This is a genomic window from Lentibacillus halophilus (genome assembly GCF_055395055.1).
Map to the genome: position 1 here is coordinate 2,289,045 of NZ_AP043750.1, position 13,214 is coordinate 2,302,258.

The 13,214-nt window shown below is 41.4% G+C and carries 14 protein-coding genes and 1 other RNA gene; 13 read left to right on the forward strand and 2 right to left on the reverse strand.

What is annotated here, in order from left to right:
- The first annotated feature begins 38 nt into the window (after positions 1 to 38).
- The 4 genes from ACZ5Q7_RS11320 to nth all read left to right on the forward strand — a co-directional run bounded on the left by ACZ5Q7_RS11320 (position 39) and on the right by nth (position 3,220).
- Positions 39 to 575, forward strand: coding sequence for a cell wall elongation regulator TseB-like domain-containing protein (locus tag ACZ5Q7_RS11320; protein ID WP_343753130.1), 537 nt, complete (start codon positions 39 to 41; stop codon positions 573 to 575).
- A gap of 11 nt (positions 576 to 586) precedes the next feature.
- Positions 587 to 1,783 (forward strand): pyridoxal phosphate-dependent aminotransferase, encoded by a 1,197-nt coding sequence (locus ACZ5Q7_RS11325; protein ID WP_343753132.1) that lies wholly within the window; start codon positions 587 to 589, stop codon positions 1,781 to 1,783.
- Between the two features lie 88 nt (positions 1,784 to 1,871).
- Entirely contained in the window at positions 1,872 to 2,552 is a 681-nt protein-coding gene (locus tag ACZ5Q7_RS11330) for a DnaD domain-containing protein (RefSeq protein WP_343753134.1), read from the forward strand.
- A gap of 5 nt (positions 2,553 to 2,557) precedes the next feature.
- Positions 2,558 to 3,220 carry an endonuclease III gene (nth, locus tag ACZ5Q7_RS11335; RefSeq protein WP_343753136.1) on the forward strand — a complete coding sequence of 221 codons (663 nt, stop codon included), beginning with the start codon at positions 2,558 to 2,560 and terminating at the stop codon, positions 3,218 to 3,220.
- A gap of 42 nt (positions 3,221 to 3,262) precedes the next feature.
- Here the strand turns inward: nth and ACZ5Q7_RS11340 are convergent, their stop codons facing one another.
- Both ACZ5Q7_RS11340 and recU read right to left on the reverse strand, forming a co-directional pair.
- Positions 3,263 to 6,025, reverse strand: coding sequence for a PBP1A family penicillin-binding protein (locus tag ACZ5Q7_RS11340; RefSeq protein WP_343753138.1), 2,763 nt, complete (start codon positions 6,023 to 6,025; stop codon positions 3,263 to 3,265).
- An 18-nt stretch (positions 6,026 to 6,043) separates the two neighbouring features.
- Positions 6,044 to 6,637, reverse strand: coding sequence for a Holliday junction resolvase RecU (gene recU / locus ACZ5Q7_RS11345; protein ID WP_343753139.1), 594 nt, complete (start codon positions 6,635 to 6,637; stop codon positions 6,044 to 6,046).
- 80 nt (positions 6,638 to 6,717) lie between these two features.
- On the opposite strand from recU, the gene ACZ5Q7_RS11350 reads away from it, so the two are divergent.
- From ACZ5Q7_RS11350 to ACZ5Q7_RS11390, 9 genes are all read left to right on the forward strand, one after another.
- The gene (locus ACZ5Q7_RS11350) at positions 6,718 to 7,686 is read left to right on the forward strand and encodes a DUF2515 family protein (RefSeq protein ID WP_343753141.1); all 969 of its coding nucleotides are present in this window, start codon (positions 6,718 to 6,720) and stop codon (positions 7,684 to 7,686) included.
- Between the two features lie 314 nt (positions 7,687 to 8,000).
- A complete protein-coding gene (locus ACZ5Q7_RS11355) occupies positions 8,001 to 8,285 on the forward strand; it encodes a hypothetical protein (protein ID WP_343753143.1) in 285 nt (94 codons plus the stop codon).
- 74 nt (positions 8,286 to 8,359) lie between these two features.
- Positions 8,360 to 8,716 carry a DUF1798 family protein gene (locus ACZ5Q7_RS11360; RefSeq protein WP_343753145.1) on the forward strand — a complete coding sequence of 119 codons (357 nt, stop codon included), beginning with the start codon at positions 8,360 to 8,362 and terminating at the stop codon, positions 8,714 to 8,716.
- Positions 8,717 to 8,773: 57 nt separating this feature from the next.
- Complete coding sequence (gene cdd, locus ACZ5Q7_RS11365; RefSeq protein ID WP_343753147.1) at positions 8,774 to 9,187, forward strand: cytidine deaminase; 414 nt, start codon at positions 8,774 to 8,776, stop codon at positions 9,185 to 9,187.
- 188 nt (positions 9,188 to 9,375) lie between these two features.
- Positions 9,376 to 9,669, forward strand: a complete 294-nt coding sequence (gpsB, locus tag ACZ5Q7_RS11370; protein ID WP_343753149.1) for a cell division regulator GpsB — start codon at positions 9,376 to 9,378, stop codon at positions 9,667 to 9,669.
- A 70-nt stretch (positions 9,670 to 9,739) separates the two neighbouring features.
- An RNA gene (rnpB, locus tag ACZ5Q7_RS11375) (RNase P RNA component class B) lies at positions 9,740 to 10,124 on the forward strand.
- 153 nt (positions 10,125 to 10,277) lie between these two features.
- Positions 10,278 to 11,411, forward strand: coding sequence for a THUMP domain-containing class I SAM-dependent RNA methyltransferase (locus ACZ5Q7_RS11380; RefSeq protein ID WP_343753151.1), 1,134 nt, complete (start codon positions 10,278 to 10,280; stop codon positions 11,409 to 11,411).
- Between the two features lie 195 nt (positions 11,412 to 11,606).
- Positions 11,607 to 12,707 (forward strand): type III polyketide synthase, encoded by a 1,101-nt coding sequence (locus ACZ5Q7_RS11385; protein ID WP_343753153.1) that lies wholly within the window; start codon positions 11,607 to 11,609, stop codon positions 12,705 to 12,707.
- Entirely contained in the window at positions 12,704 to 13,213 is a 510-nt protein-coding gene (locus tag ACZ5Q7_RS11390) for an isoprenylcysteine carboxyl methyltransferase family protein (RefSeq protein ID WP_343753155.1), read from the forward strand. The genes ACZ5Q7_RS11385 and ACZ5Q7_RS11390 overlap by 4 nt, the downstream gene beginning before the upstream one ends.
- The last annotated feature ends 1 nt before the right edge of the window (position 13,214 follow it).

The window sequence follows — 13,214 nt, forward strand, 5'->3', positions numbered from 1 at the left end:
AAAAAGATGAGGCATCATGTTTCTGAATGGTGGTCGTTATGAACAAACGTCTTTTACGAATGACTGTTCCGGCATGGCTGAAATGGCTGACAGGTATAACATGTTTAATGACTGTTGTCTTACTTATTGCCGGCATCTATCTATACTCGGCTGTACAGGGAGAACGGACAGCTGAGTTTGATCAAATAAAGCAAAAAGTGGAGAATGAAACTGACATAACCAACGTCAATCGAATAGAACGATTTCACGGACGGAAAGCTTATTATGTTATTTATGGTGAAACAAACGATCAGCAGGACGCCATTATGTTTTACCCTTTTACTGAGAATAATGCGGAAACGAAACTGATTAAGCATTCTGAAATCGTACCGGAAAAAACGGTGCAGAAAAAATGGCGCAATGATTGCCATCATTGCACCCTTTTCTCCGTCAAACCAGCTCTTATTACCGAAAACAAGCTTCCTGCATGGGAAATGACTTATGAAAATGAAGACGGTCGTTATATCATGGAGTATGTCTCCATTTATGATGGTGAATTAATCGAAATGATTGGATTTAAACAAAAGTTTAACTAGGAGTTGATTGAATGGAACTGGCAAACAGAGTGAAAACACTTTCACCTTCATCAACATTGGCCATTACTGCCAAAGCGAATGAATTGAAAAAACAAGGACATGATGTGATTGGCCTTGGTGCCGGAGAGCCGGATTTCAACACACCGGATTATATTCTGGATGCAGCGATGAACGCCATGAAAAATGGCCACACCAAATATACACCATCCGGCGGGATCCCGGAGTTGAAGCAAGCCATTGCGGACAAATTTAAGACGGATAATGGTCTTTCTTATACACCGGAAGAACTCATCGTCACTACGGGAGCGAAACATGCTTTGTATACGCTTTTTCAAGTGTTATTGAATGAAGGAGATGATGTTATTGTTCCTGCTCCATATTGGGTAAGCTACACGGAACAAATCAAATTAGCCCAAGGCAACCCAGTGATTGCTCATGCAACAGAACAGACCAATTTTAAAATAACACCGGAACAACTTGAAGCCACTATAACACCAAATACAAAGGCATTAATTATTAATTCACCGAACAACCCGACCGGCATGGTTTATAGCAGAGAAGAATTGCAAAAACTAGGCGAGGTCTGTTTAAAGCATGGTGTTCTCATTGTATCTGACGAAATTTATGAAAAACTGATTTATACGGATGACAGTCATGTTTCCATTGCAGAACTTTCGCCATCATTGAAAGCCCAAACGATTATTATCAATGGGGTTTCCAAGTCCCACGCCATGACAGGATGGCGTATCGGATATGCCGCGGGTCCGATGGAGATTATAAAGCCAATGACCAATCTCGCATCTCATTCAACATCAAACCCGACATCGATCGCTCAGTATGCAGCGCTCGCCGCTTATCGTTCCAATAAAGATTCCAGCAAGGACATGCGACGCATTTTTGCCGAACGATTGGAATTATTGTATGACCTGTTAAACGATATTCCGGGCATCTCCTGTGTTAAACCAAAAGGAGCTTTTTATTTGTTTCCAAATGTGCGTGAAGCAATGAATATGAATGGGTTTAAGACAGTAGATGAATGGGTGAAAGCGTTGCTGGAAGAGGAGAAGGTAGCCCTTGTTCCCGGAACCGGATTTGGAGCACATGAAAATGTTCGCCTATCTTACGCAGTGTCCACTGACGCCTTGAAAGAGGCAAGTAAGCGCATCAAACGTTTTGTCATGAATCACCAATCGTCAACGCAACAATAATCAGTAAAATCCCTTGCGAATGCAAGGGGTTTTAACATCTCGGGAAAATGATGCGTTATAGATAGTAAGAAATGAGGTGTGCACGTATATGACAAAATTCATTTCATTTCAAAACATATTACAGAATCAGGTGCAAGTACCCGCCCGATTATTTGAACACTATGTATCACTCGGTTTGAATGAAACAGAGGTAATGGTCATTTTGCAGCTTATTCGATTTATGCAAGCCAATAACGAATTCCCGACGCCAGAAGAAATAGCCAAACGTATGAAAATTAATGAAAAAGACTGTGCCCATATACTTCGGAAGCTAATTCAAAATCATTTTTTATCTATTGAACAATTGAAAAATGATCAAGGTCAAATAACTGAGGCTTATAACTTGAACCCGCTCTGGGAGACATTATTCGCTGAACAACAGCAGGCCCCCGTTGCAGAACATGATGGCACCATTTTCGTTTTGTTTGAACAGGAATTTGGCAGGCCATTATCGCCATTTGAAATTGAGATGATTAATGCATGGCTCGATGAGGACGAACTTGCGCCAGCTTTGATCAAAGCCGCATTGCGAGAATCGGTTTTAATGGGCAAACTCAACTTCAAATACATTGATCGGATTCTTCGCGAATGGAAAAAGAAAGGCATCCACACTGTTGAAGAGGCCAGAGATGCCAGCAAGGCTTTTCATGAGGCGCAGACAGCAAAAAAAGATGATACAGATAAAAAACGGGATACATCGATTTATTATAATTGGCTTGAGGAGGAATAGGGGGCATGCTGAACAAAAAGCAAGTGTTACACTGCCTAGATGTTATGGAAGACATGTATCCGAATGCACAGTGCGAGTTGAATCATCGGAACCCATTCGAACTTGTCATTGCCGTCTTATTATCGGCCCAGTGCACCGATAACCTGGTCAATAAAGTGACACCGGGACTGTTTGAAAAATATAAAACACCCGAGGACTATCTGGCGGTAACTTTGGAAGAACTGGAACAAGACATTAAATCAATCGGACTTTACCGTAACAAGTCGAAAAATATTCGGAAATTGTGTCAAATGCTAATTGATGATTATGGTGGGGAAGTACCACGAACAAAAACAGAGTTGATGCATTTGGCCGGAGTTGGACGGAAAACAGCCAATGTCGTTGCTGCAGTGGCGTTTAACGAACCAGCGATTGCTGTTGATACGCATGTAGAACGTGTGGCAAAACGGCTAGGTATATGCCGTTGGAAAGATTCCACTCTGCAGGTGGAAGAGACACTGATGCAAAAGATTCCAAAAGACGTATGGGCAGACACGCACCACCGGATGATCTTTTTTGGCAGATACCATTGCAAAGCACGGAATCCGCAATGCGCGGAATGCCGATTGCTTGATCTTTGTCGGGAAGGGCAAAAACGGATGCGAAAACGAGAAACCGTGAAAAATTGATTAAAAAAAGCAGTCCTCCTTTTTGGAGGCTGCTTTTTTTGATCAGTCGGACGCTTCACCATCATGGTTATTGCTGGAATTTCCTTGGACTGAATCGGCTTCATCAGGTACGGATGTTTTAGTACTTTTTGTTAAGCCTTTAACACCTTTGTTTGCACCCTCTTGTCCAACAGGGGTGACGGTGATGGTATACGTTTGGCCAGGGCGGACACCGTCACCTTCTAAAACAATGCCCTTGGAACGTACGGTTTTTGTCTGAATGTCCGATCCCGATCGCGAAACAACTACTTCGTATTGAGCTGGGGGACCATTGTATTGCCAACTGACGTCAATGGAAGACGCAGTCGGTTTGGCTTGTAAGGAATCAACGGATGGTATGTTACCTTGTTCATTGTTGTTTTCCTCTTCATCTTCTTCCTCTTCCTCGTCATCCTCGTCATCTTCCATGTCCTCTGGAATACTTACTGTGGTTGTTACTGGTTCACTGGCATCAATAGCCGATTCATGACTTGAAGCGATGACTTCGATTTCATAATCAGAACCAGGTTCCACATTTGTTATTTCCATGGATGTTTCTTCGGTTGATGATAACTTTTGTTTCTCATCGCCATCAACACGAGCGCTCACTTCAAATGAGACACTCTGTTTTGAATTGTACTCCCATGTCACTTGAATTGCATTCGCCTCGTTGTCAAACGTTGCTTCCAAATTGTTCACAGGTTCGAGTTGATCATATTTTTCGGATGTTTCCGTTGGTGCTGTTCCTTTTACGAACAGTTCGGTGACAATCTGGGATTCTGGTGTATAATTACTTGGCAATTTAGCCGGTCTGGATCCTTTTTCAACGGCTTGTTCGACGACTGAATCAGGTTTTGTAAAGTCAGGTGTTTCGATGTTTTTGGATAGTTCCATCATGGTATGTTTGAATAATCTTTGTGATACGTTTTTAAACTTATCATCTATTGGTATATTGTTATTATCATAACCGGTCCAAATTGACATCGTATAGTTGGTGCTGTACCCGCTAAACCAGGAATCCGGCGAACCATTAACGTCAGGACGTGTCGTTGTTCCGGTTTTTCCTGCCACCTGAAGCCCAGAGATATTGGCTGACGTACCGGTTCCCTCAGTAACCACATTTTTGAGCATATCCGTAATCATGTAAGCCGTGGAATCAGCCATAACAGCTTCAGGTTCCGGTTTCAAGTTCACGGTTTTTCCACTTCCCGGGAATTCAACCTTCGTTACGGTGTACGGTTTATTGTAAATACCTCCGTTGGCAAAAGCCCGGTAAGCGCCGGCAAGTTCCAGTGGGTTTGTGCCAATATCTCCGCCGCCAATGGCATCTGTCAACTTAATTTTTTTGTCACCAAATGTTATACCCAATTTTTCAGCAAAGGCTTTCGCATTTTGACGGCCAACTTCTTCAAACGTTTTGATAGCGGGAACGTTTAACGATCGCTGAAGTGCATATCGCGCAGTTACCCAGCCGTAGTAGGTGCTATCCCATGTTTCAACTTGTTTGTCGGATCCTTTTATATCATACGGTCCGTCGTCATTGAGCTGATGATACGTGGACCATTGCATATTTTCAATGGCAGGACCGTAATCCACAATGGGTTTAAATGTTGAACCGGGCTGACGGTCTATTTGAGTTGCGTGATTAAAGCCTTGATTTTCCAGTCCGCCATGTGCACCGCCGATAGCACGAACCGCACCCGTTTTGGTATCCAAAACTGTCATACCAGCTTGCAAATCCACTTTTTTGCCTTCATCACTTTTCGGATTCACGACAGGTTCTGGATAGTTGATCGGATTATCGTCTTTGTCAGAGAGCAAAAATTCCACATATTTTTGTGCGTCTGTGTCAATGGTTGTGTAAATTTTTAATCCGTCCGTGTAAATATCGGCACCATCGACGTTCTTTTTGACTTCCTTTTCCACTTGCTGCAGAAATGCTTGATATGGCGTTGAATCCGGTTCATCTTCCGTAAGAAGCGAGGCGATCTCAACTTGTTTTGCTTCTTTGGCCTGTTTTTCCGAAATTTTGTCATGCTGCACCATTAATTGCAGAACGGTACTCATTCGGTCTTTCATTAATTCCGGGTTCTTAAACGGGTTATACGCCGATGGCCGCTGTGGTAATCCAGCAAGTATCGCAGCCTCAGGCAAAGTCAATTCGCTTAAATCTGTCTTTCCGAAATAAACTTCAGCAGCTTTTACGACACCATAGGCGCGTTTGCCGTAATAAATTTTATTCAGATACATCTCCATAATGCGTTCTTTATTATACTTCTGTTCCAACTGTAATGCGAGCCACATTTCCTGAACCTTAAGACTGATTTTTTTATCCGGTGGAAGGAATGATTTTTCCACCACTTGCTGAGTGATCGTACTGGCACCCTCGGAACCAAAACCGTCTGTAATATTGGCGACAATAGCACCGCCAATTCGCCATATGTCGATTCCAGGATGGTCAAAAAATCTCGCATCCTCGGTTGCAATCACTGCATCAATCAATACATCGGGCAATTCATCATATTCAACTTTTGTTCGCTGCTTCTTTCCTAAGTCAGCGAATTGTTCGCCATCTTTATCGTAAAATTTTGATGAAAACGGTGTATCCAATTTGGATGCATCAATATTCGGTGCGGTGGCAATATAATAAGTAAAAAGACCTCCAACACTTATTCCAATTGCCAAAATCGCAATAAGTGTCCATAATAATATCTTTTTCCATAATGGCTTTTTGGACGCTTTTTTTTGTTGTCTTCTTGCCGTACGTGACTGGCCATTTGTTGCCATTCGTCGTTCTCCTCCATTCTAAAAATAAAGCTTATCGATGATGGCTAGGTAGTGAACCCTTGCCTGGTAATGAAATGGTACGATGTGACCCTCGTTTGCAATGGTTTCATACCGGATGGACTTCTTACCGCCATTTATTTGGTCGTCCCAATAACGAAATAACGTTTCGGCGGGCATATAGAACGTTTCACCGTGTGCAGAGAACCGTATGATAAGAAAACAGATGCCGCCATGATTGATAATGGATTTCATATGCCTAATTTGGTGTTCATGAATATTGGCCAGTGGAAATCGCGTTTTATTTTTCGTTTCTTTCGCTTCAAAATCGATATGCCTTCCGTGATAAATACCATTGTAATCTGTTGTGGAAGGCTGTTTGAAATAACCTTCCGTAATGACAGCAGCACTCCGCTTCGGGTAATGGACATTTACCACCTGTATAGGTGTAGGTTTTTTATGAATGCTAGCTTTGCCTGTATCACGATAAAAAGCATTAGCCGCATTAATATCTTCTTCCAACGTCATGCCCCGATTGCTGAATGCATGTGATTTGCTAACATTTGCCAGTGTTTTTTGTGTCTGGTCGTTCTTTTTTCCATTCGGATAATGCATTGTATATTCCCCCCGCATGTTACTGTATCATATCAAAAAAAGCCGGCCTTGACCATTTGTTTTGAAAGGAGGAATTCTGCATGATTTATTTTTCAGAAAAGGATCTTCACCACTATATACGAATGAAAACAAATAAACATAACGTAGATAATATTTCCCGGACGAAAGCTTATCAAAACATATACATGTGTTATCCGAAAATAAAATGGGCATTTTTAGCCAGCATCGTTTCTCGTAATGCCGGTTGGAACATGACGGATCTGTATCTGTCATCGCTTAGGAATATATTATCTGAAAAACAACGATGTCGGTTCTTTATGACGTATGAACGGGCGAATTGGCTTATCTTTTCTGATGCCTATCCACAGCTTCTTCTTTATGAACTGTCCGTTCTATATAATCAGCCCATGTTTCATCTTTTACCACACATGGCTGTTTCACGTTTTATGAAGAAGGAATGGGATCATTTCTGGAAATATGGTGACCAAAACCGTCTCATGATTGCTATGATTATTAACGAACAAAACGTTATCCATTCTCCAGTTATTCAACAAGATTATTTCCAGCATCGTATTTTTAGGCGCTTGCCATACTTGATGCAGGACAAGCTTTGGCTTAATGCCGTTCTGCTTCCGACGAGGACTGGTAACGTATTCGGTGCATTTGTACACGACTTTACAAATATTCATAAACGCATCGAACTGGGAAAACGGATTGCTTCAATTATGTTTCATCCGCACGTTTATCATTTATTGTTTGATTTTGCGTTATCCATAGATCATACAGGATCACGTCGGGATTATGAACAGTTTTTAGAGAAACAGTTGGAAGGAACACCTTTTTTACGGACTGTTTATCCTGTCATAGCTCATCAGGATAATATTCGAAAGGATTGGTATCGTTTCAGGGGGGTGAAACGAAAATGGTTTCGAAATCGGATTGTTGAGCCTGATTCCAGCATAAAAAATGCATTTTATAATCGAAGAAAATTGCTTGGTGCTTATGGTTACTTCAGAGGCATGGCGACACAGAATAAATCATTATCCTGATCAAAACATCGGCATCCAAAAATCGTGTGAATGCCGATGTTTCGCATTTCGGCTTACGTGGACGGCTGATTGGGCCCATCCAATTTTTTATTTCGGCCGCGATTTTCACTTTTTTGATGATGTTTCTTTGTTTTTTGCTGGGATGGTCTACGTTCGTGTTCCAATCTGATACCCTCCTTTCTTTATTAGTTTGTCTGAGCAGGAGGGAATCTACACTATTTTTGCCATTATTCTTCTAGTTCTGTCGAGCGGGCAGGGACGTTCATGTTTTTGCCGAAATAGTGATATAACTCATGAATGGGAAGGTGAATCGGATGACAAACTTGCGATTAATCACGAAGTCGGTGGAGAGAACTAATAAACATGAATTTGAACATGCGATAGATTATGTCGCTAATCAGTTGCGTTTGATGGAGCAAAAAATGGCCATAACTGCCGAGAACAGTGTTAAGAAACAGTACCGCTCCAACAGGGATGACATAAGCCGGTCGACATACCAGGTTGAAGATCTTGCCAAAAAGTATAAACATGTCCAATATAACCCATCGTATCCAATGCCAGCTTCGTCATCGACAGATCAAAACAAAATCAGAGTCTGACAGATGTGTTCATCATACAAACGTGATATAGTGATCATACGGAGAAAGTATTGATGAAAAGGCAGGCTTAACATATGGAACTATTGGAACAAACGGAGCAATTAATAACCCATCTTGAAAATATGCAAACCATATATAGAGCAAATAATCCGCCCGAAAGCAAAAACGATAAAGCGTTTTTTCAAAAGGTCAAAACGTATACCGCTCCTATTTACGATCTTCTGAGCGAATGGGAAGATCAAGCTTTGCATATGGTAAAAGCACGTCAACTCAATCTTCATCCACAGCAGATAACATCCACCAAAGAAAACATGGAAACGTTGATGTTGCACAGTCTTTATGTAGACATAAAACGGAAGCCATATATGGAAATGGTACACTCAACGCGTTTTATTCTTGATAAAATGTTGGACGATTTGAGGAAACAATGAAAGGTTATACAGAGACATCATCCCTTTATCATTGGCTTTTAAAAGGAGGATTCCGATATGGAGCGTGAGAATCTGATTGCCAAAGCTAAAAACATGCGTGCAACAGCCTATGTTCCATATTCGCAATTCCCCGTCGGTGCAGCGATAAAAACCGCATCCGGCAACATTTATACAGGATGCAATATTGAAAATGCCGCGTATCCGGTAAGCTGCTGCGCGGAACGAGTAGCGATTTTCAAAGCCGTTGCCGATGGAGAACAATCGTTTCGTGAGATGGCTGTATCGGCTGGTACGGAACGTCCTGTTCCACCGTGCGGTTCTTGTCGTCAAGTAATGAGTGAGTTTTTTGGTAGCGACACGACCATTTATTTGACAAACACAGCGAATGAAATAAAAATAGTAACAATGAATGATTTGCTGCCGTTTTCTTTTCACTCAGACGATATCAATACAAGTCAAAAAAGAAGCTGATGTCTCAGCTTCTTTTTTATGCTGCCACGATTTCAATAAGACAAAGATCGTTTTCCATGTTATACTGACAATGAGCTGAAAAAGCCAGAAAAACAACATAATTGATAGATGATGCCAATAAAATAAAATAACGAATATTTCTCAAGTTTTAATTAAAAAACCAACTGTTATGTAGAGGTGACTGCGAAATGAATTCAAACCAACTGACAGGTAAAGACATATTGGATAAAGAATTTAAAACAACCATGCGTGGCTACAATCAGGAAGAAGTTGATGCATTTCTGGATACAATCATACAGGATTACGAAGCGTTTCAACAAGAAATTGATAAACTCCGTCAGGAAAATGAACGGATTCAAAAACAGTCTGAACAGACAAAAAACCGTGCAGCAGGACCTAATCGCCAAGTTAATTATGATATTTTGAAACGAGTGTCCAACTTGGAAAAAGCCGTATTCGGAAACAAGTATGCTGATACATAATGACAGACTGGCTTGTTTTACCAATGCAATAACATAAATAATATGTTATTCTATACTTAGAATGAAATTGATACTCACGTAATCGCTGTATAAGTTTTTTATGCAGAGGAAAGTCCATGCTCACACAGGCTGCGATGCCTGTAGTGTTCGTGCTTGACGAAATCATAAGTCAAGGTAGCCATGCGGCTAACGGCAGTGAAAAATCCTGATTCTGATGATATGGATGAGTACACTTGAAAGTGCCACAGTGACGGAGCCGGATTGGAAACGATCCGGGTGGAACGCGGTAAACCCCACGAGTGAGCAACCCAAAATTAGGTAGGGGCACCCTTGATCAGGGAAATGAACCGAAAAAGGGGTAAGTATGTTAAGTGTACTTGCAGATAGATGATTACGACCGTTGTACGAGGCTGACCACCGTTGAAGTACAACGGAACAGAACATGGCTTACTGAGTATTCAATGGTCCACTAAATAATAACTGAACAACCCCCTTTTCGTTTGTTATAAAATCGGAAAGGGGGTTTTTAATTTCATTTTTGTTTAAGAATACATAATGTGGTAAACTATGACTGCTTGTACAATGGATATGAAAGGAACGACCGCCATATGGTTCAGCAAATAACATTAATTGCCACAGCTGCTATGGGACTGGAATCAGTAGTGGCCAGTGAAGTGAAACAACTTGGTTACGACGTGCAAGTGGAAAATGGGAAAGTGACGTTTGAAGCACCGGTTAATGCTGTTCCCCGTTGCAATTTATGGTTGAGAAGTGCTGACCGTGTTAAATGGCAAGTGGGCCGTTTTCATGCTGTAACATTTGATGAATTATTCGAGAAAACAAAAGCGTTGCCATGGGAGAGTATTATTTCGGAGGATGGATCATTCCCGGTCACTGGTAAATCCATTAAATCAGGGTTGCATAGTGTTCCGGATTGTCAGGCCATTGTGAAAAAGTCCATCGCCGAACGTCTGAAATGGAAATACGGTGTCGCCGGTCATTTGGCGGAAACAGGAGCTCTTTTTAAAGTGGAGGTTGCCCTGCACAAAGATGAAGCTACACTCACCATTGATACTTCCGGTTCCGGATTGCATAAGCGCGGTTATCGCGTTAACCAAGGGGAAGCTCCACTGAAAGAGACAATGGCCGCAGCGCTTATTCTCCTGACCAACTGGAAACCGGACTACACGTTGATTGATCCATTTTGTGGCTCTGGAACCATTCCGATAGAAGCCGCACTTATTGGGCAAAACATTGCTCCCGGGTTTAATCGTTCGTTTGCCTCTGAAGAATGGGGATCGATTAAAAATAAATATTGGAAAGAAGCCTTTGAAGAAGTGGAAGATAAGGCAGATTATGACCGACCACTTGCCATCACTGGATCGGATATTGATGAGAATATGGTGCGATCAGCACATGACAATGCCATGGAAGCTGGGCTCAGCGATTTAATTACGTGGAAACAAATGCGCGTTCAGGACCTTTCCATCCAAAATAAAAATGGTTATTTAATAGGGAATCCACCATACGGTGAACGCGTTGGGAACCGGGATGAAATAGCGGATATATACCGGCAACTTGGACGTACTATGAACCATTATCCGTCTTGGAGCGTCTACTTAATGACAGCATTTGACGATTTTGAGAAAGAGTATGGACAACAAGCAACCAAAAAACGAAAATTGTTTAACGGGTTTATCGAGACAAATTATTACCAGTATTTTGGTGTAAAACAGCATTAATTAGAAAAAACAAAGCCAGGCATAAGCTTGGCTTTGTTTTTTGTTTATTCGCATATTTGATAAGCCAGTCAAAGGATGATACTCCCTGGGTGTTTTGGATGATATTAATGAATACAATGAAAAAATTATGTAATAGTTTTGTGAAAATCATCCAGACTAAACAAATAAAACGATATTTAAAAGAATTGAGGGGGGATGGATTTGATTGGGTCCATTGGTTTGGGGATTCCTTCGCATGACATGTCGCAGCAATTCATTAAATCATTTGTCGGCGATCTATTTCATAACTCGGCTTCCAAGCTGATACAGCGATTACTGCCGGTTTTTGATAATGCGCAGATAAATAGAAGGCAATTTGCTGTTGATCAGGAATGGTTGAAAAATGATCACTCCTTTGAGGAAAAGAACGATTGGTATCATCATTTTGCACAACTGTATTCGCTCCAGGCAGTAGATGCGTGTTTAAACAATGATCGTTTGTTAAGTGAACCAATACCATATGAAGCGATTGATATGATTATATTTGTTTCCAGTACAGGTATTGCTACCCCGTCCATAGATACCTATATTATGAACGAACGTCCATTTCGGGAAGATATGGTAAGGATGCCTCTATGGGGTCTTGGCTGTGCAGGAGGTTCGATCGGCTTATCCCATGCTTCCCATTGGATTCGAGCTCATCCGGATAAAACGGTACTTCTTGTGTGCTGTGAGTTGTGCAGCCTTACATTTCAAAAAGATGATCTCCGCAAAAGCAATATCGTTGGATCCGCTCTTTTTGGTGATGGTGCTGCCGCTGCTGTGATGATAGGAAATCAGTCCAAGTGGCGTGCGGCAGTAAAAAACGATAAAACAAAACCACAAATAGTCCGTACCGGTTCGGTCACGAAGAAAAACAGCAATTCCGTTATGGGATGGAACGTGACCGATCGAGGAATGGAGGTTATTTTTTCTAGAAGTATTCCAGCACAAGTCCGTACGTTTTGGAAACATCATATAAACAGATTCTTGGCCGAACAGAAATTATCCGAGCAGAGTATTCATTCTTTTGTTGCACATCCTGGAGGGCAAAAGGTGCTTGAATCCATGGAAAATGTGTTGATGGCATCCTGGGAAAAATTTAAGTATTCCCATTATGTTCTCCGTGATCATGGAAATATGTCTTCTGCAACAGTGCTCTATGTACTGTATGAATGGATGAAAGAGGGAGTTCCGGAAAACATGCTGAGTGTTGTATCGGCTTTGGGACCTGGATTCAGTTCAGAATTATTGCTATTGGAGTGGAATGAACAATGACGATATGGATGTGGCTATTTATTTTAGCAGTTATAGGGCAGCGTCTTGGTGAATTGTATATTGCCAAACGGAATGAAATTTGGATGAAAAGCCTGGGAGGGATTGAAAAAGGAGAGAAGCATTACAAATGGTTTGTCGTTCTTCATTGCCTGTTTTTCATATCCGTTATAACAGAAGCATCTTTAAATTCGCAGACAAATGCTCAGTTTAATTATTTTCTGCTTGGATTGTTTTTACTGACGCAGGTGGGGAGGATATGGTGTATACATACATTGGGCCGGTTCTGGAATACAAAAATTATTGTTCTTCCAGGAGTGAGTGTCATCAAAAAAGGACCTTACCGTCATGTGAAGCATCCGAACTATATCATCGTGGCAGTCGAATTATGTGTGATTCCATTGCTGTTTGGTGCGGTGTTAACTGCTTTTTTATTTCCGTTTTTCCATTTTCTATTATTAAGGGCACGGTTACCGCACGAAGAAAAAGCGCTGACGCGAGTGACGTGAT